The sequence below is a fragment of the Methylocystis sp. H62 genome (assembly GCF_015709515.1).
Classification (GTDB): domain Bacteria; phylum Pseudomonadota; class Alphaproteobacteria; order Rhizobiales; family Beijerinckiaceae; genus Methylocystis.
Genome location: NZ_JADNQZ010000052.1, coordinates 47217 through 72209, shown reverse-complemented (window position 1 = coordinate 72209; position 24993 = coordinate 47217). Strand labels below are relative to the sequence as shown.

The 24993-nt window shown below is 63.6% G+C and carries 25 protein-coding genes; 20 read left to right on the top strand and 5 right to left on the bottom strand.

The window, feature by feature from the left end; all coding sequences use genetic code 11:
• The first annotated feature begins 40 nt into the window (after positions 1–40).
• A complete protein-coding gene (locus IYY11_RS10140) occupies positions 41–928 on the top strand; it encodes a TIR domain-containing protein (RefSeq protein WP_196403741.1) in 888 nt (295 codons plus the stop codon).
• 129 nt (positions 929–1057) lie between these two features.
• Positions 1058–2197, top strand: coding sequence for an anhydro-N-acetylmuramic acid kinase (locus IYY11_RS10135; protein WP_196403740.1), 1140 nt, complete (start codon positions 1058–1060; stop codon positions 2195–2197).
• A gap of 75 nt (positions 2198–2272) precedes the next feature.
• Here IYY11_RS10135 and IYY11_RS10130 read toward each other — a convergent pair whose 3' ends face one another.
• Positions 2273–2947 (bottom strand): alpha/beta hydrolase, encoded by a 675-nt coding sequence (locus IYY11_RS10130; protein ID WP_196403739.1) that lies wholly within the window; start codon positions 2945–2947, stop codon positions 2273–2275.
• Between the two features lie 170 nt (positions 2948–3117).
• On the opposite strand from IYY11_RS10130, the gene IYY11_RS10125 reads away from it, so the two are divergent.
• The 12 genes from IYY11_RS10125 (at position 3118) to IYY11_RS10070 (ending at position 16769) form a co-directional block, all read left to right on the top strand.
• The gene (locus IYY11_RS10125; protein WP_196403738.1) at positions 3118–3660 is read left to right on the top strand and encodes an RNA polymerase sigma factor; all 543 of its coding nucleotides are present in this window, start codon (positions 3118–3120) and stop codon (positions 3658–3660) included.
• Between the two features lie 179 nt (positions 3661–3839).
• Positions 3840–5672 (top strand): vWA domain-containing protein, encoded by a 1833-nt coding sequence (locus IYY11_RS10120; RefSeq protein WP_409455243.1) that lies wholly within the window; start codon positions 3840–3842, stop codon positions 5670–5672.
• A gap of 94 nt (positions 5673–5766) precedes the next feature.
• Entirely contained in the window at positions 5767–6924 is a 1158-nt protein-coding gene (locus IYY11_RS10115) for a cysteine desulfurase family protein (protein WP_196403736.1), read from the top strand.
• 88 nt (positions 6925–7012) lie between these two features.
• Complete coding sequence (sufB, locus tag IYY11_RS10110; RefSeq protein ID WP_196403735.1) at positions 7013–8482, top strand: Fe-S cluster assembly protein SufB; 1470 nt, start codon at positions 7013–7015, stop codon at positions 8480–8482.
• A 144-nt stretch (positions 8483–8626) separates the two neighbouring features.
• Complete coding sequence (gene sufC, locus IYY11_RS10105) at positions 8627–9379, top strand: Fe-S cluster assembly ATPase SufC (RefSeq protein WP_196403734.1); 753 nt, start codon at positions 8627–8629, stop codon at positions 9377–9379.
• 3 nt (positions 9380–9382) lie between these two features.
• The gene (sufD, locus tag IYY11_RS10100; protein WP_196403733.1) at positions 9383–10675 is read left to right on the top strand and encodes a Fe-S cluster assembly protein SufD; all 1293 of its coding nucleotides are present in this window, start codon (positions 9383–9385) and stop codon (positions 10673–10675) included.
• A complete protein-coding gene (locus IYY11_RS10095; RefSeq protein ID WP_196403732.1) occupies positions 10672–11916 on the top strand; it encodes a cysteine desulfurase in 1245 nt (414 codons plus the stop codon). Before sufD ends, IYY11_RS10095 begins: the two co-directional genes overlap by 4 nt.
• 16 nt (positions 11917–11932) lie before the next feature.
• Positions 11933–12310, top strand: coding sequence for an SUF system Fe-S cluster assembly protein (locus tag IYY11_RS10090; RefSeq protein ID WP_196403731.1), 378 nt, complete (start codon positions 11933–11935; stop codon positions 12308–12310).
• 28 nt (positions 12311–12338) lie between these two features.
• A complete protein-coding gene (locus tag IYY11_RS10085) occupies positions 12339–12731 on the top strand; it encodes a HesB/IscA family protein (protein ID WP_196403730.1) in 393 nt (130 codons plus the stop codon).
• A 16-nt stretch (positions 12732–12747) separates the two neighbouring features.
• Positions 12748–13125: a TfoX/Sxy family protein gene (locus tag IYY11_RS10080; protein ID WP_196403729.1), complete on the top strand. Its 378-nt coding sequence runs from the start codon at positions 12748–12750 to the stop codon at positions 13123–13125.
• 116 nt (positions 13126–13241) lie between these two features.
• On the top strand, positions 13242–15971 hold the full coding sequence (gene gyrA, locus IYY11_RS10075; RefSeq protein WP_196403728.1) for a DNA gyrase subunit A: 2730 nt from the start codon (positions 13242–13244) through the stop codon (positions 15969–15971).
• A gap of 27 nt (positions 15972–15998) precedes the next feature.
• On the top strand, positions 15999–16769 hold the full coding sequence (locus IYY11_RS10070; RefSeq protein ID WP_196403727.1) for an SDR family oxidoreductase: 771 nt from the start codon (positions 15999–16001) through the stop codon (positions 16767–16769).
• Between the two features lie 83 nt (positions 16770–16852).
• Here the strand turns inward: IYY11_RS10070 and IYY11_RS10065 are convergent, their stop codons facing one another.
• The gene (locus IYY11_RS10065) at positions 16853–17095 is read right to left on the bottom strand and encodes a hypothetical protein (RefSeq protein ID WP_014889725.1); all 243 of its coding nucleotides are present in this window, start codon (positions 17093–17095) and stop codon (positions 16853–16855) included.
• A gap of 88 nt (positions 17096–17183) precedes the next feature.
• Here IYY11_RS10065 and IYY11_RS10060 point away from each other — a divergent pair, with 88 nt between their 5' ends.
• The 4 genes from IYY11_RS10060 (at position 17184) to IYY11_RS10045 (ending at position 20948) form a co-directional block, all read left to right on the top strand.
• Complete coding sequence (locus IYY11_RS10060; protein ID WP_312029719.1) at positions 17184–17672, top strand: DNA-deoxyinosine glycosylase; 489 nt, start codon at positions 17184–17186, stop codon at positions 17670–17672.
• 46 nt (positions 17673–17718) lie between these two features.
• Complete coding sequence (gene metG, locus IYY11_RS10055) at positions 17719–19278, top strand: methionine--tRNA ligase (protein ID WP_312029718.1); 1560 nt, start codon at positions 17719–17721, stop codon at positions 19276–19278.
• A 261-nt stretch (positions 19279–19539) separates the two neighbouring features.
• Positions 19540–20028, top strand: coding sequence for a hypothetical protein (locus IYY11_RS10050; protein ID WP_246719832.1), 489 nt, complete (start codon positions 19540–19542; stop codon positions 20026–20028).
• A gap of 113 nt (positions 20029–20141) precedes the next feature.
• A complete protein-coding gene (locus IYY11_RS10045; protein ID WP_196403725.1) occupies positions 20142–20948 on the top strand; it encodes a methyltransferase domain-containing protein in 807 nt (268 codons plus the stop codon).
• Between the two features lie 9 nt (positions 20949–20957).
• Here IYY11_RS10045 and IYY11_RS10040 read toward each other — a convergent pair whose 3' ends face one another.
• The 3 genes from IYY11_RS10040 to IYY11_RS10030 all read right to left on the bottom strand — a co-directional run bounded on the left by IYY11_RS10040 (position 20958) and on the right by IYY11_RS10030 (position 22805).
• Entirely contained in the window at positions 20958–21326 is a 369-nt protein-coding gene (locus IYY11_RS10040; RefSeq protein ID WP_196403724.1) for a VOC family protein, read from the bottom strand.
• Between the two features lie 73 nt (positions 21327–21399).
• Positions 21400–22542: a CapA family protein gene (locus tag IYY11_RS10035; protein ID WP_196403723.1), complete on the bottom strand. Its 1143-nt coding sequence runs from the start codon at positions 22540–22542 to the stop codon at positions 21400–21402.
• Positions 22539–22805 carry a hypothetical protein gene (locus IYY11_RS10030; protein WP_196403722.1) on the bottom strand — a complete coding sequence of 89 codons (267 nt, stop codon included), beginning with the start codon at positions 22803–22805 and terminating at the stop codon, positions 22539–22541. The genes IYY11_RS10035 and IYY11_RS10030 overlap by 4 nt, the downstream gene beginning before the upstream one ends.
• 257 nt (positions 22806–23062) lie before the next feature.
• On the opposite strand from IYY11_RS10030, the gene IYY11_RS10025 reads away from it, so the two are divergent.
• Complete coding sequence (locus tag IYY11_RS10025; RefSeq protein ID WP_196403721.1) at positions 23063–23854, top strand: TatD family hydrolase; 792 nt, start codon at positions 23063–23065, stop codon at positions 23852–23854.
• On the top strand, positions 23851–24645 hold the full coding sequence (locus IYY11_RS10020; RefSeq protein ID WP_196403720.1) for an MBL fold metallo-hydrolase: 795 nt from the start codon (positions 23851–23853) through the stop codon (positions 24643–24645). Before IYY11_RS10025 ends, IYY11_RS10020 begins: the two co-directional genes overlap by 4 nt.
• Positions 24646–24993: the final 348 nt, after the last annotated feature.

Sequence of the window (24993 nt, the reverse complement as noted above, 5' to 3'; positions counted from 1 at the left end):
CCCATTCACATTTGTTGACGTGCATTTTGGATAGCTGTCAATGGTGAGTCGTCCATCTCGCTCTACGCAATTGCCCGCGGTAATGAACGCTGACTCAATCCGACAAGGGATTGATCGCTTAGAACGTCGGCGCCATGAAGTTGAGAAATTCAATCCATCTCAAGTTAGTGAACAATACAACATCCCGGAAATTGACGCGCTAGGTGTCGCGATCGATGAAGCTCTTACGCGCACCTTTGGATCCGATACCGCTGATTATAGACGTTATTCTAGTGCTTCAAATTTTGATAACGGTCCCCATAATTATGCCTTCCCAGTACCAATAACGTCAGTTCAGCAATCGCTAGCTCGATCCAAAGCACGCTCCATTGCCTTGCTAACGCAAGCGATTACGGCTCTTGAGGAACGTCTTGAGGAATTACCCGAAAGCCATGCGCCCAAATCGACTTTCGTGAACCATCCTCCCTTCGAGCGCAAAGTTTTCATCGTGCATGGCCGTGACGAAGGTCCGCGCGAAGCGGTTGCTCGCTTTCTGGAAAGCATTGGCATAGAGCCGATCATTCTTCATGAGCAGGCCAATCGCGGTCGCACAGTCATCGAAAAGGTTGTTGCACATGGCGAACTACCTTTCGCTGTAGTGCTCTTGACGCCCGACGATTTTGGCGGAGCCAATGGAGAGCAATCTAGCCCGCGACCACGCCAGAACGTTTTGCTAGAACTTGGATACTTTATCGGTCGGTTAGGGCGGGAAAACGTCTGCGCTCTCAAGAAAGGCGATATGGAACTGCCATCGGATTTCGGTGGTGTTATCTACGAGAAGTTCGATAGTGGGGGCGGTTGGAAGCAGACCCTTGCCCGGGAACTTCAAGCCGTCGGATATGAGATCGATTGGAACGCCGTGATGCGTCCTACAAACGAGCGTTCCTAATTGCACTTGAGCGTAGCGGGATTGAAAGTATTCCACCCGCTCGCCTTCGGCGAGCGACCTCCCCGCAAGGGGGAGGTAGGGCGTTGGTGAAATCCTGATACTCTCCTGCTTCCCAACGAGAGATTCGCTTTGCCCACCTACCGCTCAATTGGCCTCATGTCCGGCACGTCCATGGACGGCGTCGACGTCGCGTTGATCGAAACAGATGGCGACGCCGCCGTCGTCTTCGGGCCGACGGGGCATTACCCCTATAGCGACGCCGATCGCGCGCTGCTGCGCAATGCGCTCGCCGAAGCCGCGACGCTCGAAGATCGAGACGCGCGACCCGGCGTTCTCGCCTTTGCCGAGCGCATGGTGACCGACCGCCACGCCGAGGCGGTCGAGGCGCTGCTGCGGGATCATGAGATCGACCCGGCGAGCGTCAATATCGTCGGTTTTCATGGCCAGACGGTGCTGCACCGTCCCAAGCAAAGGCTCACGATCCAGATCGGCGACGGGCCGGCGCTGGCCGCGCGTCTCGGACTCGACGTCGCTTATGATTTTCGCGCCGCCGACATCGCCGCCGGCGGCGAGGGCGCGCCGATCGTGCCTGTTTTTCACCGCGCGCTCGTCACTGCTGGCGGCATGAAGGGCGAGGTGGCGCTGCTCAATATCGGCGGCGTCGCCAATGTCACGTATGTCGCGGACGGCGAGGAGCCGATCGCTTGCGACACCGGCCCCGGCAATGCGCTCATCGACGATCTGATGCTTCAGCGCACCGGCGCGCCGATCGACCGGCACGGCCATATGGCGGCCCGCGGGCGGGTGAACGAAGCGACGCTGCTCAAGATGCTGGCGCATCCGTTCTTCGATCAGCCGCCGCCGAAATCGCTCGACCGCAACGCCTTCGCGCTCGATGCGGTCGCCAAGCTCTCAACCGAAGACGCCGCCGCGACGCTGACCGCCTTTACGGCGTCTTCGGTGCTGCGGCTTTTTCCGCATCTGCCGACTCAGCCGCAACTGCTGATCGTCTGCGGCGGCGGCGCGCGCAATCCGATCCTGGTGCGCGAACTCGTCATGCGCCTGCCATGCAAGGTGACGACGGCCAACGCGGTCGGATGGTCGGCGGATTCGATGGAGGCGCAGGCCTTCGCCTATCTCGCCGCGCGCGTGCTGGAAGGGCTGCCGATCACCTTCCCGACGACGACCGGCGCGCCTCAAGCCATGTGCGGCGGCGTGCTGGCGCGAGCGGCAGGGTCATCTGTCATTCCCGGCAGGCTGCAGGCCTGACCGGGAATCCAGAAAACGCCAGCATGCTTGCTGGATTCCCGATCGCGCTTCGCGTCGGGAACGATAAGAACGGCCTCAATCCCCCCGCGCGGGAATGGCGATCTTCGGCGGATTGCCAAGACGCCTGTCGAGATACGCGTCGACATGCGCGATCAGCGGCTCGATCCTGTTCTCGAAGAAATGGTTCGCGCCCTCGACCACGGCATGTTCGATGAGAATGCCTTTCTGGGTCTTGAGCTTCTCGATGAGCCCGGTCACTTCCTTGAGCGGCGCGACGCGGTCTTGATCGCCATGGATGAAGAGGCCCGAGGAGGGGCAGGGCGCCAGGAAGGAGAAGTCGAAACGGTTTGCCGGCGGCGCGATCGAGATAAACCCCTCGATCTCGGGACGGCGCATCAGCAGCTGCATGCCGATCCAGGAGCCGAAGGACACGCCCGCGATCCAGCAGGCGCGCGCTTCCGGATTGACCGCCTGCGCCCAGTCGAGCGCGGCCGCCGCGTCGGACAGCTCGCCCGAGCCGTGGTCGAAGGCGCCCTGCGAACGGCCGACGCCGCGGAAATTAAAGCGCAGCACGGAAAAACCACGCTCAGCGAAGGCGTAGTAAAGGTGATAAACAATCTGATTGTTCATCGTGCCGCCGAACTGCGGATGCGGATGCAGAATGATCGCGATCGGCGCGCCGCGCGTGGCGGACTGATGGAACCGGCCCTCGAGCCTGCCGGCCGGACCGGTGAAAATAACCTCGGGCATTCGGAATCCCTTGCGAAACGGGCAGGCGCGCCTTCTACCACGCGGGCTACCGTAAAATGCAAGGAAATTTGGCAGCTCCCGGGCCGTGGCGAAAAGTTCGCCGCTCAGACCCAAGGAATTTGCGCTCACACCCGTCAATAGTCTCGACGGGATCGAATAGCGGGGGCGACTTGCCGGGCGAAGACACCGACGGCGAACTGGCGCGACGGGCGGCCGCCGGCGAGGCTGCCGCCTTCGCCGCCCTGGCCGAGCGCCATTACGATCGCGTCTATGCGCTCGCCTGGCGCTGGTGCGGCGCGCGCGCCGAGGCGCAGGACATCGCCCAGGACACAATGGTGAAGATGGCGACGGCGATGAGCGCTTTTCGCAACGACTGCGCCTTTGCGACCTGGGCCTATCGCATCGCCTATACGACCGCGGTCGACCACATCCGGGCGCGGCGCAAGATTGTGGCGCTCGAACCGGCGCGCATGTCGGCGCTGGTGGACGGCGCCGACGGCGACACCCCGGAGGATGAGATGATGGGGCAGGACCTTTGGCGCGTGGTGCGCGCCCTGCCGGATCAGCAACGCGACGCCGTGCTGCTCGTTTATGCGCAGGACCTGTCGCATGGCGAGGCGGCGGCGCTGATGGGTTGTTCGGAGAAGACCGTGTCGTGGCATCTGCATGAGGCGCGAAAACGTCTGAAGAACCAGTTGGAGCCCGCGCGATGATCGAACCGGATCTTACGCGCCTTAAAGATGCGCCCGTCCCGCCGCCCGATGGCGAGGCGAAGCGCATAGCGTTCGGGGCGGCGATGGCCGCTTTTGAAAAAAGCGCAGCCGACGCCCAAGGATCGGCCGCGCCGCAACGTCTCAGTTACGCATCCTCTCCATTGGAAGGGAAAAGAAAGATGCGTCAGACGTTCTATTTCAACCGCGCGCTCGCGGCCTCGATCGCCGCGCTGATGATCGGCGCGCCCGCCGCCTTCATGCTCGCGCGCAACTCTGCGCCGGGCGGCGGAGGCCTATCCAATCTTCCGATCGGCCCCATCTCGCCGCCGGCCGAGGTCGCCGTAGCGCCGCGCATGCAGGCGCCGGCGGCGGTTCAGCCGGCGCCCGCGCCCTCGGCGCCAAGAGAAGAGAGAGCGAAGGCGGGCGCGCTTGGCGGGCGAGCCGATGGCGTCGCTGCGCCGCCGCCTCCGCGCCTCGCCAGTTCGCCACTGTCGCGATCTTTTCAGCCCGCGAAGCCGGTCGCCGCGATGAACGCAGAAGGCGTCCGGCCGTCGCCGCCGATCGACACGAATGTCGCGCCGGAAAGCGCGTTTCGCGACAGGTTCGAGTCAAAGGAGACGAGCCCCGTCAAGCTGGCGGCGGCGGAGCCTGTCTCGACCTTCTCGATCGACGTCGACACCGCCTCCTACGCCTTCGCACGCCGCGCGCTAAACGCCGGGCGCCTGCCGCCAAAAGACTCGGTGCGGGTCGAGGAGTTCGTCAATTACTTTCCCTACGACTATCCGAAGCCCGAAAGCGCGCAATCGCCGTTCAAGCCGACGATCACTGTGACGCCCAGTCCGTGGAACGCCGGCAATCGCCTCGTGCATGTGGCGATACAGGGCTATGCGCTGCAGAGCGCCGAGCGCCCGCGCGCCAATCTCGTGTTTCTCATCGACGTCTCAGGCTCGATGTCGCCGCAGGATCGACTGCCGCTCGTGAAGAACGCGTTGCGGATGCTCGTCGACGAGTTGAAGCCTGACGACACGGTCGCGGTCGTCACCTACGCGTCGGGCTCCGGCGTTGCTTTGGAGCCCACGAAGGTCGCCGACAAGGCCAAAATTCTGGCGGCGATTGAGGCGCTCGGCGCGGGCGGCTCGACCGCCGGCGCGCAAGGCATTCAGGACGCCTACCGCCTGGCCGAAAGCAATTTTGACAAATCGGCGGTCAATCGCGTGATCCTCGCCACCGACGGCGATTTCAATGTCGGCGTCACCGATCAGAGCGAATTGAAAGGGCTGATCGAAAGAAAGCGCGAGAAGGGCGTTTTCCTGTCGATACTCGGCGTCGGCCAGGGCAATTACAACGACGCGCTGATGCAGGCGCTGGCGCAGAACGGCAATGGCGCGGCGGTCTATGTCGATAACCTCAATGAAGCGCGCAAAGCGCTGGTTGAGGAAGCGTCGTCGACGCTCTTTCCTATCGCCAAGGACGTTAAAATCCAGGTGGAATGGAATCCGGCTCGCGTCTCCGAATATCGCCTGATCGGTTACGAAACCCGCGCGCTGCGCCGCGAGGATTTCAACAACGACAAGGTGGACGCGGGCGATGTCGGCTCCGGTCACCGCGTCACCGCGATTTACGAGATCACGCCGGTCGACGCCGAAAAGAAGCTCGTTGACGATCTGCGTTATGGCAAGAAGACGCCGGCGGCGGCGCAGGCGCGTGCGGAAAGCGAACTCGGCTTTCTCAAGCTGCGCTACAAGCTGCCGAAGGAGGAAGCCTCACGGCTTATCACGCAACCGATCGCCGAATCGCCAAGCGTTGAAAGCATCGCACACGCGCCGCAGGACGTGCGCTTCTCCGTCGCCGTCGCGGCCTTCGCGCAGCTGCTGAAAGGCGCGCCCTATCTCGGCGATTACAGCTATGACGATGTGATCGCGCTCGCGCAGAGCGCCAAGGGCGAAGATCCGTTCGGCTACCGCGCGGAGTTCGTCAATCTGGCGCGGCTGGCGAAGTCGGCGCGGCCGTAAGGGCGCACAAGCTTTTCGTGAGGAGCGGCGCAGGCGCGAGAACGCGCCTGCGCCGCCGCGCTCTGCTATAATGCGGCAACCGAAATCGAGGCCCATGTCCGCACGCGTCTATCTCGACCACAACGCCACATCGCCGCTGCGCCCGCAGGCGCGGGCGGCGATGCTCGACGCGCTGGAGACGCTCGGCAATCCTTCCTCCGTCCATGCCGAGGGAAGGGCGGCGAAGGCGCTGCTCGAAGACGCGCGGGCCGCGATCGCGCAAGCGATGGGTGCGGACCGAAGGGGCGTGGTCTTCACCAGCGGCGCGACAGAGGCGGCGAATCTCGCGCTTTCGCCAGCGCTTCGCCGAGAGGGCGACGAAGCGCCAATAGAGGCATTGCTGATCGGCGCCGGCGAACACCACTGCGTCCTGCAGGGCCACCGCTTTCCGCTCGATGCGGTTGAAACCCTTCCGTTGACCCCGGAAGGCGTCATTTCGCTCGACGCGCTGAAGCAGGCGCTGGCGCGGCGCTCCGGCGGGCGCGTGATGCTCGCGCTGCAGGCCGTCAACAATGAAACCGGCGTCATCCAACCGGTCGCCGAGGCGGCCGAGCTGATCCATGCGGCGAAAGGCGTCCTTGTCTGCGACGCCGTGCAATCCGTCGGCCGGCTGAAGACGACATTCGCGACGACCGACGCGGATATAATGTTCTTTTCCTCACATAAGCTGGGCGGGCCCATGGGCGTCGGCGCGCTCGCCTTTCGTGACGAGAGCCTGCATCTGGAGGCGCCGGCGCTGCGCGGCGGCGGCCAGGAATTCGGCCGCCGCGCGGGCACCGAGAATGTCGCGGGAATCGCCGGCTTTGCGGCGGCGCTGACGGCGGCCATCGCATATTTGGCAGGCGAGGCGTCTCGAATGGCTGATTTGCGCGACGCGCTGGAGCGATGCGTCTTGAAAGTCGCGCCAGACGCCCGATTCTACGGATCAGGGGCGCCGCGCGCGCCAAACGCCAGCGCTTTCTCACTTCCCGGCCTCGCCCCGCGCACAATGCTGATGGCGCTTGACCTTGAGAATGTCGCGCTTTCGGCCGGCTCGGCCTGTTCTTCAGGCAAAATGACGGAATCGCATGTGCTTGCGGCGATGGGCGCGGCTGAAAGGGAGGCGCTGAGGGCCAGTTTCGGTTGGTCTTCGACGCAAGAGGATGTACAAGAGTTCGGAAAGGTTCTTGCACGTGTCGTGGATCGCATGAGGTCCCGGCATTTCGCCGCCTAGTCGACGCCTGAGAGGGCGCCAACGCGCAGGCGGCGGCGGAACGATCGGCCGACGGGCCTTGAACCCGTCGTGACGAGGAGAAAGACAGATGGCGGCTCGTCAGGAGACCGTTGCGCGCGTCGAGTCAATCGACGTCGACGCCTATAAGTACGGGTTTTCGACCGATATCGAATCGGACAAGGCCCCCAAGGGCCTGAATGAAGACATCGTTCGTTTCATCTCGGCCAAGAAGGGCGAGCCGCAGTGGCTCACCGACTGGCGGCTTGACGCCTACCGGCGCTGGCTGACGATGCCTGAGCCGCGCTGGGCGCGTGTTCACTATCCCCGCATCGACTTCCAGGACCTCTATTATTACTCGGCCCCGAAATCCACGCCGGGCCCGAAGTCGCTCGACGAGGTCGATCCCGAGCTGCTGCGCACTTACGAGAAGCTCGGCATTCCGCTGCGCGAGCAAGAGATTCTCGCCGGCGTCGAGACCCGCCGCGTCGCCGTCGACGCGGTTTTCGACAGCGTGTCCGTCGCGACGACCTTCAAGGCGGAACTGGCCAAAGCCGGCGTGATCTTCTGCCCGATTTCCGAGGCGGTGCAGACGCACCCGGAGCTGGTGCGGAAATATCTCGGCTCGGTCGTGCCGGTGACCGACAATTTCTACGCGACGCTGAACAGCGCAGTCTTCTCCGACGGCTCCTTCGTCTATGTGCCGAAGGGCGTGCGTTGCCCGATGGAGCTTTCGACCTACTTCCGGATCAATGAGCAGAATACGGGACAGTTCGAGCGCACGTTGATCATCGCCGACGAAGGCTCCTATGTGAGCTACCTCGAAGGCTGCACGGCGCCCAAGCGCGACGAAAACCAGCTTCATGCGGCGGTCGTGGAGCTCGTCGCGCTCGACGACGCCGAAATCAAATATTCGACGGTGCAGAATTGGTATCCCGGCGACAGCGAGGGCAGGGGCGGAATTTACAATTTCGTCACCAAGCGCGGCGATTGTCGCGGCCGCAACTCCCATATCTCCTGGACTCAGGTCGAGACGGGCTCGGCGATCACCTGGAAATATCCATCATGCATTCTGCGCGGCGACGGCTCGCAGGGCGAGTTCTATTCGATCGCGGTGTCGAACGGCTATCAGCAGGTCGACAGCGGCACGAAAATGCTGCATCTCGGCAAGAACACCAAAAGCCGCATCATCTCCAAGGGCATCTCGGCCGGACGTTCGCAGAACACTTATCGGGGCCAGGTTTCCGCGCATCGTAAGGCCGATGGCGCGCGCAATTTTACCCAGTGCGACAGCCTGCTGATCGGGCCCAACTGCGGGGCGCATACGGTTCCCTATATCGAGTCGAAAAACCCGAGCGCGCAGTTCGAGCACGAAGCGACGACGTCGAAGATTTCCGAGGACCAGCTGTTCTACGCCATGCAGCGCGGGCTTTCGGCGGAGGAGGCGACGGCGCTGATCGTCAACGGCTTCGTGCGCGACGTGCTGCAGCAGCTGCCGATGGAGTTCGCGGTGGAAGCGCAGAAGCTGATCTCGATTTCGCTCGAAGGGAGCGTGGGGTGACGGTTTCAGCGCGTCTTGGCCGGGCTTGTCCCGGCCATCCACGCCTATCCGCGCCGCAAGCTCGATCAAAGATGGTGGAACACCCAGACGTGGATGGCCGGCTCAAGGCCGGCCATGACGCAAGAAACGGGAAGCGCTTCTAGAATGCTTGAAATTAGGGACCTCCACGTCTCTGTCGGCGAACGCGAAATTCTCAAAGGCCTGACGCTCAGCGTCAAGGCCGGAGAAGTCGCGGCGATCATGGGGCCGAACGGCACGGGCAAATCGACGCTCTCCTACGTCATCGCCGGCCGAGAAGGCTATGAGGCGACGACGGGCGACGTGCGGCTCAACGGAGAAAACATTCTCGAGCTCGATCCCGCCGAACGCGCCGCCAAGGGCGTCTTTCTCGCCTTTCAATATCCCGTCGAGATCCCCGGCGTCGCGACGATGACCTTTTTGAAGGCGGCGCTCAACGCGCAGCGCCGCGCCCGCGGCGAGCCGGAATTGCAGACGCCGGAGTTCATGAAGCGCGTCAAGGAGGCCGCGGCGTCGCTCGGCATCGCGCAGGACATGCTGCGCCGGCCGCTGAACGCCGGATTCTCGGGCGGCGAAAAAAAGCGGATGGAAATCCTGCAGATGGCGCTCCTGCAGCCGCGTCTCGCGATCCTCGATGAGACGGATTCGGGGCTCGACATCGACGCGCTGCGCGTCGTCGCGGACGGCGTCAACGCCCTGCGCTCGCCCGAACGCGCCTTCATCGTCATTACCCATTATCAGCGCCTGCTCGAATATATCAGGCCGGATTCGGTGCATGTGATGGCGCAGGGACGCATCATGCGGTCGGGCGGTCCGGAACTTGCTCTGGAGCTCGAAGAGCGCGGCTATCAGGATTACATCGCGCAAGAGGCGGCATAGGCGATGATCAAGCTGGCGAGCGAAGCGGAAGCGACGCTTTCCTCCTTTTACGAAGAGATGCGCGACAAGGGCGCGCCGCGCCTGCGCGCGGCCGGCTGGGCGGCGTTCTCGGAGTTTGGCGTGCCGAACCGGCGCGTGGAGGCGTGGCACTACACGGATCTGAAAACGGCGATGGGCCGGCCGGCGCCGCTCGCCACCGCCTCCCGCGCCGCATTGTCGCTGCCGCGCGCGCATGACTCTTTGCGGCTCGTCACGCTCGATGGCGTTTTCCGGCCAGATCTCTCGGACATCGCGCGGCTTCCCGATGGCGTCGCCGTGCAATCGCTGCGCGACGCGCTGGCGCAGGGCGAGCCGCATGTCCTGTCAGCGCTCGCCAGCGCCGATATTGGCGCGCAGGACCCGATCCTCGCGCTCAATGCGGCGCTGATGCAGGACGGCGTCGTCATTCAGATCGCGCCGGGCGCTGCGATCGACCGCGCGCTCGAACTGGCGACATTGGCGTCCGCGGAAGCCGCACAGTCAACCTATACGCGTGCGCTCGTCATGCTGGGCGCGGGCGCTCGAGCGACGGTGATCGAAACTCTTGGCGTCCTTTCGTCGGCGCCGGCGCAGGACAATTGCGCCCTCGTGCTTCGTTTGGCGCCAGGCGCACGGCTCGACCTCGTCACTCATTTCTCGGGCGGCGTCGATCAGGCGATCCGCGTCGCGTCGCTGCTCGCGCATCTCGACGCGGGCGCGATGATCAATTCCTTCGCGCTGATCGAAGGCGAAGGGTTGAATCGAAGGCAGATCTTCACGCGCCTCGACGGCGAGAACGCGAAGGCGGTCTTTAACGGCGCGACCTTGGGACGCGGCCGCTTGCACGCCGACACGACCCTCATCATGGATCACGCAAAACCATGCGGCGAAAGCCGGGAGGTTTTTCGTAATATCCTCGATGACCAGAGCGTCGGCGTGTTTCAGGGCAAGGTCATCGTGCGCCCGGGCGCGCAGAAGACGGACGGCGTCATGCAGTCGAAGGCGCTTCTGCTCTCCGAGCAGGCGGCGATGAACAACAAGCCGGAGCTCGAAATCTTCGCCGACGACGTGCAATGCGGCCATGGCGCGACCTGTGGCAGGCTCGACAAGGATCAGTTGTTCTATCTCACCGCGCGCGGACTGCCGCGCCGCGAGGCCGAAGCCTTGCTCATTGAAGGCTTCGCCAATGAGGCGATGGACGCAATCGAGGATGAACAGTTGAGGGCGTTTCTCAGCGATCGCGTCAGCGCGTGGCTTTCTAGAAGGATCAGCCGATGAACGAGATTACGCGCATTCAGACGGCTTATGACATTGAAGCGGTTCGGGCGGATTTTCCCATTCTTTCCGAGCGCCCCTATGGGAAGCCGCTTGCCTATCTCGACAACGCCGCCTCGGCGCAAAAGCCGCGCGCCGTGATCGATCGGCTGACGCATTTCTACGAGCATGAATACGCCAATGTGCATCGTGGACTGCATTATCTCGCCAACGCCGCAACCGAAGGCTATGAGGGCGCGCGCGAGACGCTGCGCCGCTTCCTCAACGCCGAATCGACGGACGAGATCATTTTCACCCGCGGCGCGACCGAAGCCTTGAATCTGGTCGCGGCTTCCTTCGGCCAAGCGCATATCGGCGAAGGCGACGAGATTATTCTGTCGATGATGGAGCACCACTCCAACATCGTTCCCTGGCATTTGCTGCGCGAGCGGAAGGGCGCCGTGCTGAAGTGGATCGAGGTTGACGACGACGGCCGCTTCGACCTCGAAGCTTTCGAGAAGCTGTTCACCAAGCGCACGAAGATCGTCGCGCTCACGCATATGTCGAATGTGCTCGGCGCGCCGACTCCAATCGCCGAGGTCGCGCGCATCGCCCACGCGCATGGCGTGCCGCTGGTCGTCGACGGCTCGCAAGGCGCTGTGCATCTCGATGTCGACGTGCGTGCGCTCGACGTCGACTTTTATGTGGTGACCGGCCACAAGCTTTATGCTCCGACCGGCATCGGCGCGCTGTATGGCAAGCGTAAATGGCTGGAAGCGTTGCCGCCGTTCTGCGGCGGCGGCGAGATGATCGAAACCGTGACGCTCGAGAGCGTCACCTACAACACCCCGCCGCACCGGTTCGAAGCGGGCACGCCGCCGATCGCGCAGGCGGTCGGGCTCGGCGCGGCGCTCGACTATATGGAGCGCATCGGCCGGGACGCGATCCGCGAGTATGAAGCAGGGCTGACCGCTTACGCGCATCAAAGATTGTCGCAAATAGAGGGGCTCAGAATTTATGGGCGGGCGCCCGATAAGGGCCCGATCCTATCCTTCGACATGGCGGCGGCGCATGCGCACGACATCGCCACGGTGATCGATCGTTCCGGCATAGCCGTGCGCGCCGGGACGCATTGCGCCATGCCGCTTCTTTCGCGTTTGGGCGTCACCTCCACCTGTCGCGCATCCTTCGCGCTCTACAACACGCGCGAGGAAATCGACCGGCTGGCGGAAGCGCTCGAAAAGGCCCGCTCTCTTTTCGCCTGAGGAGAATTTCGTGTTCATGAACGATGCTCCCAATACGAGCGAATCCCAACGCGCCGCGACTGCGGACCGCACCTCTCAGGCTATTGAAAATGAGCGGCTGACGAACGACATCGTTAAGGCGCTCAAAACTGTTTACGATCCTGAAATTCCGGCCGACATCTATGAGCTTGGCCTCATTTACCGCGTCGACCTCGCGGAGGAAGGCTTCGTGGAGATCGATATGACGCTGACAGCGCCTGGCTGCCCGGTCGCCGGCGAAATGCCGATCTGGGTCAAAAATGCGGTGAGCGCTGTGCCTGGCGTCAGCGAGGTGAAGGTGAACATGGTGTTCGATCCGCCTTGGGATCAAAGCCGTATGTCGGACGAAGCGCGCGTCGCGCTCGACATGTGGTGAGCGGACACGCCTAGGGGATGATTTTGCGATGACTTCCATGCAGAAGATGAGCGTGATGAACGTCAGCCCCGCCGCGGCGGAGCGGGTCCGTGGCCTGCTTGCGAGCGGCGCGGAAGGGAAGGGGCTGCGCGTCTCCGTGGAGAAGGGCGGCTGCGCCGGCATGTCCTACAAGATGGAGATCTCCGAACCGAAGCGTGGCGACGAGGTCATCGACCTCGAGGGCGGTCGCGTGATCGTCGACGCCGCGGCGGTGCTCTACCTGCTCGGCACGACGATGGACGTGAAGACGACGCAGTTCTCTTCGACCTTTGTGTTCGAAAACCCCAATCAGACGTCGGCCTGCGGCTGCGGCGAGAGCGTCGAGTTGACGCCGGCCGACCCCGAAAAGGTCGGCGCCGCGTCGCAGATGGGGAGTTCCTGATCTCGTTGAAGCCGCTATGGACCGCACGCGCATCGAGGAGCTTTTCGCGCCCTTCGCCGCTGTGTCCGTCAAGCGCATGTTCGGTGGCCACGGCGTTTACGCTGATGGCCTCTTCTTCGCCATCGAAGCCGGCGGCGAAATCTATCTGAAGGCGGATCGGCACAGCGCCGCGCGATTTCAAGAGGCGGGCTCCCGGCCTTTCGTTTACCAAGGCAAGGATCGACCGATCACGGTCTCCTATTGGAGCCTCCCGGACCAGGCGCTCGAGGATACCGACGAACTGGTTCGATGGGCGACGTTTGCGGTTGAAGCCGCGCGCCGGGCAGGCCCGAAACGGCGGATTCCGGCCGCGGCGAGGCGCAAGGCGTCAAATTCCCCTGAGAAAGACTGCTAAGGCGCCCAATAAGCATTTGAAAAACATCAATCTTCATAAGGCGCTAAGGCTGGCGCCGGGCGTTCGAATCGCCTATAGACAGGTGAACTAGACGCTATCCTTGAACTGGCGCTCACTTGGCCGAAGACGATCCCAAAAAAAGCGATTCCGATAAGCCGGGCTCTGACATAAGGCCGGTTTCGATCGCCGACGAGATGAAGCGCAGCTATCTCGATTACGCGATGAGCGTGATCGTGTCGCGCGCGCTGCCGGACGTGCGTGACGGGCTGAAGCCCGTGCATCGGCGCATTCTGTTCTCCATGCACGAGAACGGCCACACGCCCGATAAATCCTATGTGAAGTCCGCGCGCATCGTCGGCGACGTGATGGGTAAATATCATCCGCACGGCGACGCGGCGATCTACGACGCGCTTGTGCGCATGGCGCAGCCCTTTTCGATGCGGCTGCCGCTTATCGACGGGCAGGGCAATTTCGGATCGGTCGACAATGATCCGCCGGCGGCGATGCGCTACACCGAGTCTCGGCTCGCAAGGCCTGCGCTCGCGCTGCTCGAAGATCTTGACGAAGGCACCGTCGACTTCCAGGCCAATTACGACGGCAAGGAGCACGAGCCGACGGTTCTGCCGGCGCGTTTCCCCAATCTGCTGGTCAATGGCGCCGGCGGCATCGCCGTCGGCATGGCGACGAACATTCCGCCGCATAATCTCGGCGAGGTCATCGACGCCTGCATCGCCATGATCGATCGGCCCGACATCACCATGGCCGAGCTGATGGAGATCGTGCCGGGACCGGACTTTCCGACTGCGGCGAGCATTCTCGGTCGTGGCGGCATTCGCAACGCCTTCACGACCGGCCGCGGTTCGATCATCATGCGCGCCAAGTCAGAGATCGAAACTCTGCGCAAGGATCGCGAGGCGATCATCTTCACCGAAATTCCCTATCAGGTGAACAAGGCGACGCTGATCGAGCGCATCGCCGATCTGGTGCGGGAGAAGAAGATCGAGGGCGTCGCCGATCTGCGCGATGAGTCCGATCGTGACGGCATGCGCATCGTCGTCGAACTGAAGCGCGACGCTGTCGCCGACGTCGTGCTCAACCAGCTTTGGCGTCATACGACGTTGCAGACAAGTTTTCCTGTCAATATGATCGCGTTGAACGGCGGCCGCCCGGAGCTGATGACGCTCCATGACGTGCTGCGCGCCTTCGTCGATTTCCGCGAGACGGTCGTCACCCGCCGCACCAAATTCCGCCTCAACAAGGCGCGCGACAACGCCCATCTGCAGGTCGGCCTCGCCATTGCGGTCGCGAATATCGACGAGGTCATTCATCTCATCCGCACGTCGCCCGACGCCACCGCGGCGCGCGAAGCGCTCATGGCGCGTGACTGGCCGGCCAAGGATATGGCGCCGCTCGTCGAACTGATCGCCGACCCGCGCCACAGGCTCAGCGATGATGGCGCCATCCGGCTTTCGGAGGCGCAGGCGCGCGCCATCCTCGAATTGCGTCTGCAACGGCTCACGGCGCTCGGACGCGAAGAAATCTCGGAAGCTTTGAACAAGCTCGCCGTCGAGATCGCCGACTACCTCGACATTCTGCGCTCGCGCGAACGCCTGTTCGGCATCGTCAAGGACGAACTCCTGGCGGTGAAGGACGCCCACGCCACGCCGCGCCGCACGCAAATCCTTGAGTCCGACGGCGAGGTCGAGGACGAGGACCTGATCGCGCGCGAAGACATGGTCGTCACCGTCTCGCACGCTGGCTATATCAAGCGTGTGCCGCTCTCGACCTATCGCGCGCAAAGGCGCGGCGGCAAAGGCCGTTCCGGCATGCAGACGAAGGAGGAGGATTTCGTCCATCGTCTGTTCGTCGCCAATACGCATACGCCGGTGCTGTTCTTTTCCTCGCTCGGCAAGGCTTATAAAGAAAAAGTCTGGCGATTGCCGCTCTCGGCGCCGCAGGCGCGCGGCAAGGCGCTCGTCAACATGCTGCCGCTCGAACAAAACGAGCGCATCACCTCGATCATGCCGCTGCCTGAAGACGAGGGGAGCTGGGCGACGCTCGACGTCATTTTCGCGACGACGCGCGGAACGGTGAGGCGCAATAAACTCTCCGATTTCGTCGACGTTCGCCGCAACGGCCTCATCGCCATGAAGCTCGACGACGGCGAAGCCATTGTCGACGTCGCGACCGCGACCGAGCGCGACGACGTGCTGCTGACCACACGCGACGGCCAATGCATCCGCTTCGCCGTGCCGGAGGTCCGCGTCTTCCAGGGCCGCACCTCGATGGGCGTGCGCGGCGTGGCGCTGGGACAGGACGATCGGGTGATCTCGTTGTCCATCCTCAATCATTTCGACGCCGTTGGCGAGGAACGGGCCGCCTATCTGAAGCGCGCCAACGCGCTGCGCCGGCGCATGGGCGAAGATGTTTCGCCCGAGGCGGGCGCCGAGACGGAAGAGGCGGCGATCGCCGTGGAGCTGTCAGATACGCGCTTTTACGAGATGCAGGCGGCCGAGCAGATCATTCTGACCGTGTCCGAGAACGGTTACGGAAAGCGTACGAGCTCTTACGAATATCGTACGACAGGTCGCGGCGGCAAAGGCATCGTCGCCATGGCGGTGAACGCCAGAAACGGCAAGCTTGTGGCCTCCTTCCCCGTCGGCCACGGCGACGAAATCATGCTGGTGACGGATGGCGGCCAGCTGATCCGCTGCTCCGTCGACGGCATCCGCATCGCCGGGCGCGGCGCTCAGGGCGTCATTGTCTTCGACACGGCCGAAGACGAGCGCGTCGTTTCCGTCGAGCATATCGGCGATGTCGGCGAGGGCGAGGATCCCGAAGCCTAATCTGGACGCTCACGATAGGGTAGGCGCATGAGCGAGGGCGACGACGCAGACGGCCCCGTGCTGGTCACCGGCGCGCCGCGTCGCATCGGCCTCGCCATCGCCGAGCGTTTCGCGCGCGAAGGGCGGCCCCTCGTGCTGCACGCCTCTTCGCGTTCGGCCGAGGAGGCGGAGCTCGCCGCGCACGCGATCCGGCGACGCGGCGGGCGCGCGGCGACGGCTATCGCCGATCTCGCCGACGCGGAGTCGACGCAGCGCCTCATTGAGCAGGCCAGCGAAGCCTTCGGACCGCTGCGGCTCCTCGTCAACAACGCCTCGATTTTTGAAGTCGACGCGGCGCAGGACTTTTCGCTCGAGCGCTATGAGCGGCAGATGCAGGTCAATCTGCGCGCGCCGCTGCTGCTGTCGCGCGACTTTGCGGCGGCGCTGCCGGCAAGCGTCGATGGCGCGATCGTCAATATCCTCGATCAGCGCGTTTTGCGTCTCACGCCGCGCGACTTCTCCTACACGCTGTCGAAATCGGCGCTGTGGGCGGCGACGCGCACCATGGCGCAGGCCTTCGCGCCGCGCATTCGCGTCAACGCCGTCGGGCCAGGGCCGGTCTTTGCAAATGCCGCGCTCGGCGAGCGTGAATTTGAGATGGAAGCCCGCGGCGTGCCGCTGCAGCGGGCCGCCGATGTCTCCGGCGTGGTCGACGCCGTCGTTTACCTCAGCCGGGCGAAAAGCGTGACAGGGCAGATGATCGCCGTCGACAGCGGCCAGCATCTGGGCTGGCGCACGCCGGACGTCGGGCCGGAATAGGCCGGGGCGTGGAGGGCTCTAGAAATCAAAATGCTGGAGCAGGTTCTCATCGAAAAAGTCTTTTCAACTTTTTCGCAGCCTGCTCAGTCGGCGCTCGGCAACCGGCGCATGGTGAACTCGATCCGCCCATCCTCCAGCTCGCGCCAGAACTCGATCTCGGTCATATAGGCGGCCTTGGGGAAGCGCTCGAACCACTCGCGCGCCTTCGCCCGCGCCTCGAGGCGCTCCAGCGAGAAGGTCTCGCGCCGCCAGCCATTGGTGTGACCGCTCCGCTTTTCGGCGAAGCGCCTCGCAAGATCCCTCGGCGCGTTTTTGGTTACGCTCATACTCATGCTCCGAGCGATCAAATTAGCGCATCGGAGCCGGGAAGGGGAGTCGCAGATCACTAAGATCTCTTCAGTCGGCTTCCCGCCTGTGGCGACACGCGAGGTAAAGCTCTTGATTCTTGGTTCACTTCCCGGCCAGCGCTCTCTGGAGCGCCAGCAGTATTACGCACAGCCGCGCAACGCGTTTTGGACGCTGATGGGCAGTCTGTTCGGCTTCGATGCGGGCGCTTGTTACGTCGATCGCCTGCAGAGCCTGAATGCGCGCGGCGTCGCCCTCTGGGACGTCTGCGCAAGCGCCCATCGGCCTGGCAGCCTCGACCAGCGGATTGAACTCTCGACTGTGCGCGCCAATGATTTCGAGCGCTTTTTCGAAACGTATCCAGACATCGCGCTGATTTGCTTCAATGGCGCGACAGCCGCCAGCCTGTATCAAAGGCTGGTTCTACCCGAACTGTCGGTGCGCGCGGCGGCGATTGCTTCACGCCGACTGCCCTCGACGAGTCCCGCACATGCAACGCTGACATTCGCCCAAAAGCAGGAAAAATGGCGATCCGCACTCGCCCCATTTCTCGATTAGCTCTAGGGCGCTTCCCCGCGCCCAAAAACCGCGCTAGACCCGAGCCATGCCTGAACGTCCCCCTTACATGATCTCGACGGCCATTCCCTATGCGAATGGCGCGCCGCATATCGGCCACGCCTATGAGCGCATCGCCACCGACGCCTTCGCCCGATGGAAGCGGCTCGACGGCTATGACGTGCTGTTTGTCACCGGCATGGACGAGCACGGGCAGAAGATGCAGCGCACGGCCGAGAAGGAAGGGCTGACGCCCCTGGCGCTCGCCGACCGCACGGCCGCGCAATTCGCCCGGATGGGCGAGGCGCTGAACGCCCGCGCCGACGACATCGTGCGCACGACGCAGGCGCGCCACAAAGAGACCGTGCTCGAAATGTGGCGGCGGATGGAGGCGAACGGCGACCTCTATCTCTCCAAATACGCCGGCTGGTATTCGGTGCGCGACGAGGCCTATTACGACGAGGACGAACTCACCGAGCGGGACGGCAAGAAATTCGCGCCGACGGGCACGCCGGTCGAATGGGTGGAGGAGGAAAGCTGGTTCTTCAAATTGTCGGCCTATGCGGAGAAATTGCTCGCGCATTATGCGGCGCATCCGCATTTCATCACGCCCGAACACTACAGAAACGAGATCGTCGCCTTCGTGAAGCGCGGGCTGACGGACCTCTCGGTGTCGCGCACGACCTTCGACTGGGGCATTGAAATTCCGCCGAGCGCACACACCAGCGCCAAGCATGTGATGTATGTCTGGGTCGATGCGCTGACGAATTACGTAACAGCTACAGGATATCTTACGGAAGGCGGAAATAGAGCGCGCTTCTGGCCGGCCGACGCGCATGTCATCGGCAAGGACATCACCCGCTTTCACGCCATCTACTGGCCGGCGTTCCTGATGTCCGCAGGCGCGCCTCTGCCCAAGCAGGTCGTCGTGCACGGCTTCCTGTTCTCCAAAGGCGAGAAGATGTCGAAGTCGGTCGGCAATGTCGTCGATCCGATCGATCTGGCCGAACGCTATGGCGTCGACCAGCTGCGCTACTTCTTCCTGCGCGAGATTCCCTTCGGCCAGGACGGCAATTATTCGCACGAGGCGATCGTCAACCGCATCAACGCCGATCTCGCCAATGACCTCGGCAATCTCGCGCAGCGCTCGCTGTCGATGATCGCCAAGAACTGTATGGGCGCCGTACCACGTAAACACGCGCTTACGGACGCGGACAGAGACATTCTCGCGCAGGCGGCCGACGTTCTCGCAAAAGCGCGCGCCGCCATGGAGGATTACGCGCCGCACCACGCGCTGGCGGAAATTTTCCGTATCGTCGCCGAGGCCAATCGCTATTTCGCCGGGGAAGAGCCCTGGGCGAAGAAGAAGAGCGACCCTGCGCGGATGGAGACGATTCTCTACGTCACCGCCGAGACGCTGCGCCGTCTGGCGATTCCCCTGCAGCCGTTTATGCCCGAGTCCGCCGGCAAGCTTCTCGATCTCCTGGGCGTCGGCCCGGACGAGCGCGATTTCGCGCATGCCGAAGAGACGAACGCCCTGCAGGAGGGCGCGCCGCTGCCGCCGCCGACGCCGGTCTTTCCGAGATTTGTGGAGGAGGAGGCGAGTTAGTCCCGCTCCAGCAGGCGGGGAGCCGCCGCCGCACTCGCCATGCGCTCACCATAATCAGCCGTTTCAAATGGCGGCGGCGCAGCGGCGCGCAAATGACCTTCGTCATTGCGGGCTTGTCGGCCAAAGCGCGGGCGTGCAATTATGCACGTCCGGGCTCCTTGTGAAGGAACTCGCGCCGCTCGGTCGAGCGCCCGCGCAACAATATCCGCCTTCGTTGTGTCGTATCTCGGACGGCTCTTTTCTTACAGAGGAACTCATGGAATGGCGCGTGGCATTTCAACAATTCTGACGGCGGTTATCTTCGGCGCGATCGGTTTCGGGCTCGGCATCTACGCTGCGCCGACCGAAGGCGTCGCCAATCTGAAAGCCGCGATCGAGGGCCGGTTCAAACCGGCGCCCGCCGAGGACGCTGCGCCGGCCGAAGCCCCGGCGACTCCCGCCGAGTCGGACGCGGCCGCCCAACCCGACGCCTCGGCCCCGCCTGAGACGCCTCCGGCTGAGCAGCCGGCGGCCGTAGAGGCTCCAATGGAGAGCGCGCCTGCGCCCGCTCCGGCGCCGTTGACCGAAGCGCCGCCGCCGCCTCAAGCCGCGCCCATGGCGATGCCGGAGGCCGCTCCGGCCCCGGCCCCAGAGGCAGTGGTCGAGCAGCCGGTCAAGCCGAAGCCCAAGCCCAAGCCCAAGCCTAAGCCCAAGCCCAAGCCGAAGCCCGCAGCTCCGGTCGAGGCGCCGGCTGAACAGCCGGCGCAGTAAGCGCCAGTCGCCGCCGCCCGGCCCCTGTTTCGCTCACGAGCAGGGGCGGATCGCGCGGCGGCGCCTGGCTCGCTCCAGGCGCTTCTGTCTCTGCTCAATGAAGGAATGTCGCCGTGACCAGCGACACAGCGCGCTTCGTCGGCGACATTCCCTTCTTTTACGACCGGGGCCTCGGCCCGGTGCTCTTCGAGGATTACGCCGCCGATATCGCCGACCGGATGGCCGCGAGCGCCCCCATCGACGTGCTCGAAACGGCGGCAGGCACGGGAATCGTCACGCGCAAGCTGCGCGACGCTCTCGATCCACAAGCGAAGCTAACCGCAAGCGACCTCAATGCGCCGATGCTCGAAGTGGCGAAGACGAAGTTCGGCGCCGCCGAGCACGTGATTTTCCGTTCGGCCGACGCGACTGCCCTGCCGTTTGACGACGAAGCCTTCGACGCAATCGTCTGCCAGTTCGGACTGATGTTCTTTCCCGATAAGGACCGCGCGCATCGTGAGGCGCGACGGACTCTGCGACCGGGCGGCCGATATCTCTTCAGCGTCTGGGATGCGCCACGCTACAATCCTTTCCCTCGCCTGGGGCTCGAGGTGATCGAACGATTTTTTCCCGGCGATCCACCGCAGTTTCTAGCTTTTTCCTGCGCTGAGGTTGATCCTATCAAGGAATCGCTGCTCGACGCCGGCTTCACGGACATCACCATTTCCGTAAGGTCGCGCGTCAAGGAGGTCACGGATCCGACGTCCTTCGCGAGGGGACTCGTTTTCGGCAGTCCGCTCTTCGAACAGCTCCGCGAGCGCGGCGGCGTGCGCCCGGAATCGCTTGTCGAGGCCCTGGCCGAGCGGCTCACGCAAGAACTCGGCGAGAACCCCATGCGCCTGCCGATGCAGGCGATATTCTATGAGGCCAGGGCGGCATAGGGGCGCGCGCTACTGCGGCTGCGTCATCAGCTCGAGCACATGGCCGTCGGGGCTTTTGAAATAGACTCCTCGGCCGCCGTTCCAATCGTTGAGCTGACCGTCCGTGAATCGACCCGGCGCGCTTCCGAAGGCGACGCCTTCGTCCTTCACGCGCCGGAAGATCTCATCGAACTCATTGTCGCTGACGTGGAAGGCGTAATGGTTGGAGCCGAAGCCCTCATCCTTGTCGAACAGCAGGGTGAGCTCGCTATTGAGTTTCACCGGCGCGAAATGGCCCTTGGCGCCGTCGTAGCGCAGACCGAAAATCCGTGCGAACCAGCGCGCCGCGGCGTCATTGTCGCGTGCCGGCACGATGGTGTGATTGAGAATGATGGCCATCGATTAAGCTCCGCCGATCTCTTGATGGATTTCAGATGGGGAGCCGCAGCCTTCCTGTCATGAGCGTCGCGGCTCATTTGCCGCCGGACCAGGAAGCTGACAGCGCGCCATCTGGTTGGCGCCGGACACGAACGCCGAATAGGGCGCTCTCGCGATCGAGCGTTTGCGCGAGCCATTCGGCGTCGGCGGCTGACGCCCGTTCGAGACGAAAGCGCCGGACATGCAGCGGGATCAGTCTCAGTTGGATGAGATCGCCGTTTGTAGCGAGATCGACAAAATACATCAGGGATAAATCGCCGCGATAGCGTTCGTAGCCGCTGATGCCCTCGTAGTCGTTCAGGAAATCGCCGCAGCCATAAAGCGCCAGACGGTTATGATGGACTTCGAATCCCTTCGCATGATGTGACGAATGTCCGTAGACGACGGACGCGCCGGCGTCTTCGATCAGCCGATGCGCGAATTGTCTGTGGGCGTTCGAAACGCCATAGCCCCAGTTCGAGCCCCAGTGGATCGACATCACCAGAATATCTTCGCTGCGCGCCGCGTTCCGCGCCAGATCGCAGGCGAAGGCGGCGCTTTCCGCAGAAAGGTCGGGCAGAAGATTGACGCCGGGCGACGACGGCGTCGCCGCCCAGTCGAGAGGCGTCCCGCTGTCGGGCAGGGCGAAGGACAGCACGACCACCCGGCCCTTGCTCGGGATCTCAATAATCGCCGGCCGCTGCGCATGGCCGGCGGAGCGTCCGGCGCCGGCGACGGCGATATTCAGATGCTCGAGCGCGCCGAGCGTCTCGAGGAGGCCGCTAGGCCCCCAATCCAGAACGTGGTTATTGGCGAGCGCGCAGCAATCGATCCCGGCTACGCGCAGACATTCCGCATTCTGTGGACTGACGCGATAATTGATCGCCTTGTGTTCGGCCGTCTCGCTGCGCGTCACGCTCGTTTCGAGATTGACGATGCGCGCGTCAGGCGCGTGCGCTTCAAGCTCGGCGAGCGCGTCGCCCCAGATATAGGAAAGGTCGGCCGGCCGCGGAATCGGCCCAGACGCCGCTTCGGCCAAACGAACATATTCTTGCGCCGACGAAACATATTCCTCATAGAGCTTCGGCGGGCAGGGCGAGGGCAGGATCTGATCGACGCCTCGGCCGATCATCACGTCGCCGCACAGGAAAAGCCTTGCGGTCTGCGCGCCTCCGCGCGGCGGCGCGGCGACGCTCATATCGTGGGCGGAAGATTCTCTTCGTCGTCGCCGGCGACCAGTGAGACGATTTCTCCCGCAACGTCCTTGAGCGGCGCGCCGGCGCCGAAGACGTCCCGATCGCCCGACATCCACATCGCCGCCTCCTCGACGTCAGCGATCGTCGGCCGCAGGTCCATGATCGCCGACAGCGTCGCGTCGTCGATGTCGCCGAGGACGTCCGTCACGTCCTTGATCGTCGCCAGCGGGCGGCCGTCGCCGTCCTGCGCGGAAGACTGCGTCAAGTTTTTGCTCCTCGCGCTTGCAACGTCCCGCCCGAGCTTGATCCGTTACGGTCTCGCATGATGCCGGCGATGAAAAAGGCGCGTTGCATAGCCAAGAAAATATAGCGCCGCGCATCTTAGCCGCGAAGGAGCCCCAGGCTAAATATTTGTGTTTTACGCCACCCGAGCCATATTGCCGCATAGGTCCAAACGCGTCATCAAGCACTCGGCGCGCGCGCCCGGGGCCATTCCGTGTTGCTCTTTCCTGACCGAGTCTGATGCTCATCGATACCCATTGTCACCTCGACTTTCCCGATTTCGCGCCCGAACTCGCGGAGACGATCGCCCGCGCCAAGGCGCGCGGCGTCGCGAGAATGATCACGATCTCGACGCATCTGTCGCGCTTCGATCGCGTGAAGGCCGTCGCCGAAACCTATCCGGAGGTCTTTTGCACCGTCGGGACGCATCCGCACCATTCGCACGAAGAGGCCGAGCCGACCGTCGAGGCGCTGGTGACTTTGTCGCAGCATCCAAAATGCGTCGGATTGGGCGAAGCGGGCCTCGACTATCACTATGACCATGCGCCGCGCGACGTAGCGCAGCGCATCTTCCGTATTCACGTCCAAGCCGCGAGGGAAACCGGCCTTCCGCTGGTCATCCATACCCGCGACGCCGACGACGACTGCGCCGCGATTCTGAAGGACGAAATGGGGAAGGGGGCTTTCCCCGCCCTGCTCCATTGCTTCACGAGCGGGCCCGCGCTCGCCCAAACGGCGCTGCAGCTCGGCCTCTATATTTCCTTTTCTGGCGTCGTGACCTTCAAGAACGCCGAATATCTGCGCGAGATCGCCCGCGACGTGCCGCTGGAGCGCATGCTGGTCGAAACTGACGCGCCCTTCCTTGCGCCGACGCCGCATCGCGGCAAGCGCAATGAGCCGGCCTTCGTCGTCGACACCGCGCGCGTGCTCGCCGACGTCAAGGGAATCAGCGCCGCCGAACTTGCAGTCGCCACGACCGAGAATGCGCTGCGGTTGTTTTCCAAAATGCCGCCTCTGGACGCCGTCGCGTGAGCCTCAGAATCAGGATTCTCGGGTGCGGCTCGTCGGGCGGCGTGCCGCGCGTCGGGCAGGGCTGGGGAAAGTGCGATCCGGCCAATCCGAAAAACCGGCGCCGACGCTGCTCGATTCTCGTCGCGCGCGGCCCCGCCGACGCAGCGACGCAAGCGCTCGTGGACACCGGACCCGATCTGCGCGAGCAACTCATCGACGCAGACGTCAAGCGGCTCGACGCGGTCTTCTATACCCATCCCCACGCCGACCACACCCATGGCGTCGACGACTTGCGCGGCCTGGTCATTCTGAGCGGTCGGCGCATCCCGGCCTATATGGACGAGCCGACTTCGCGGTCATTCGCCACGAAGTTCGACTACATCTTCAAGACGCCCCCGGGCAGCTTTTATCCGCCGCTGATGACCGAACATCGGCTGCATCTTGGGCGCGCCGAGACGATCGACGGACCCGGCGGCGCGATCGTCGCGACGCCTTTCCGCCTCGACCATGGCGACATGGACGCGCTCGGCTTTCGCTTCGATAACGTGGCCTACACGCCGGATCTTCACGCGATTCCGCCAGAGAGCGTTCAGTATCTGGAAGGGCTCGATCTCTGGATTATCGACGCGCTGCGCCATCAGCGGCACGGCACGCATCTTTCGGTCAGTCAGGCGCTGGAGTTCATCGCGCATTTCAAGCCCAAACGCGCCGTTCTGACGGATCTGCACGTCGATCTCGATTACGACGCGCTGGCCGCGACGCTGCCGGAAAACGTCACGCCGGCATTTGACGGAATGGCGCTCGACGTCTGACTCGCGGACGCATCACCAGAAATGATATCTGTTAGTTCCATAATATCGATTATGCGAATCGTGGATGAGGGATGCGGCTGGCGCCGTCCGCTCTTGCCTTTCGCTCGTCTGAGATTCTGCGTCGACGTCATGCCGGACGGAACGCGGCGGGCGTCCTCGGATGACGCTTCGTGTTGACACTGCGGCGCGTGTGCAGCGCATGGCGCGTCAACCCCACACGCGGAGCTCATCTAAACTCCTGCAATCGCGAACATTCCCGCCGGCGCAGGAATTTGACCTAGATGTCAAACCGTGGCGACTGTTTGGATTTTTGGATCACCCCACGGAATTCGCTGGCCTTAGGGGGCG

What these genes read in the sequence shown, in the direction of transcription:
- IYY11_RS10040 (WP_196403724.1), bottom strand. Translation starts at nt 21,326, where the DNA reads ATGGCCATCATTCTCAATCACACCATCGTGCCGGCACGCGACAATGAC.
- IYY11_RS10080 (WP_196403729.1), top strand. Translation starts at nt 12,748, where the DNA reads ATGGACCGCACGCGCATCGAGGAGCTTTTCGCGCCCTTCGCCGCTGTG.
- IYY11_RS10120 (WP_409455243.1), top strand. Translation starts at nt 3,840, where the DNA reads ATGCGTCAGACGTTCTATTTCAACCGCGCGCTCGCGGCCTCGATCGCC.
- sufD (WP_196403733.1), top strand. Translation starts at nt 9,383, where the DNA reads ATGATCAAGCTGGCGAGCGAAGCGGAAGCGACGCTTTCCTCCTTTTAC.
- sufC (WP_196403734.1), top strand. Translation starts at nt 8,627, where the DNA reads ATGCTTGAAATTAGGGACCTCCACGTCTCTGTCGGCGAACGCGAAATT.
- IYY11_RS10115 (WP_196403736.1), top strand. Translation starts at nt 5,767, where the DNA reads ATGTCCGCACGCGTCTATCTCGACCACAACGCCACATCGCCGCTGCGC.
- IYY11_RS10090 (WP_196403731.1), top strand. Translation starts at nt 11,933, where the DNA reads ATGAACGATGCTCCCAATACGAGCGAATCCCAACGCGCCGCGACTGCG.
- IYY11_RS10085 (WP_196403730.1), top strand. Translation starts at nt 12,339, where the DNA reads ATGACTTCCATGCAGAAGATGAGCGTGATGAACGTCAGCCCCGCCGCG.
- sufB (WP_196403735.1), top strand. Translation starts at nt 7,013, where the DNA reads ATGGCGGCTCGTCAGGAGACCGTTGCGCGCGTCGAGTCAATCGACGTC.
- metG (WP_312029718.1), top strand. Translation starts at nt 17,719, where the DNA reads ATGCCTGAACGTCCCCCTTACATGATCTCGACGGCCATTCCCTATGCG.
- IYY11_RS10130 (WP_196403739.1), bottom strand. Translation starts at nt 2,947, where the DNA reads ATGCCCGAGGTTATTTTCACCGGTCCGGCCGGCAGGCTCGAGGGCCGG.
- IYY11_RS10050 (WP_246719832.1), top strand. Translation starts at nt 19,540, where the DNA reads ATGGCGCGTGGCATTTCAACAATTCTGACGGCGGTTATCTTCGGCGCG.
- IYY11_RS10140 (WP_196403741.1), top strand. Translation starts at nt 41, where the DNA reads ATGGTGAGTCGTCCATCTCGCTCTACGCAATTGCCCGCGGTAATGAAC.
- IYY11_RS10095 (WP_196403732.1), top strand. Translation starts at nt 10,672, where the DNA reads ATGAACGAGATTACGCGCATTCAGACGGCTTATGACATTGAAGCGGTT.
- IYY11_RS10035 (WP_196403723.1), bottom strand. Translation starts at nt 22,542, where the DNA reads ATGAGCGTCGCCGCGCCGCCGCGCGGAGGCGCGCAGACCGCAAGGCTT.
- IYY11_RS10070 (WP_196403727.1), top strand. Translation starts at nt 15,999, where the DNA reads ATGAGCGAGGGCGACGACGCAGACGGCCCCGTGCTGGTCACCGGCGCG.
- IYY11_RS10065 (WP_014889725.1), bottom strand. Translation starts at nt 17,095, where the DNA reads ATGAGCGTAACCAAAAACGCGCCGAGGGATCTTGCGAGGCGCTTCGCC.
- IYY11_RS10025 (WP_196403721.1), top strand. Translation starts at nt 23,063, where the DNA reads ATGCTCATCGATACCCATTGTCACCTCGACTTTCCCGATTTCGCGCCC.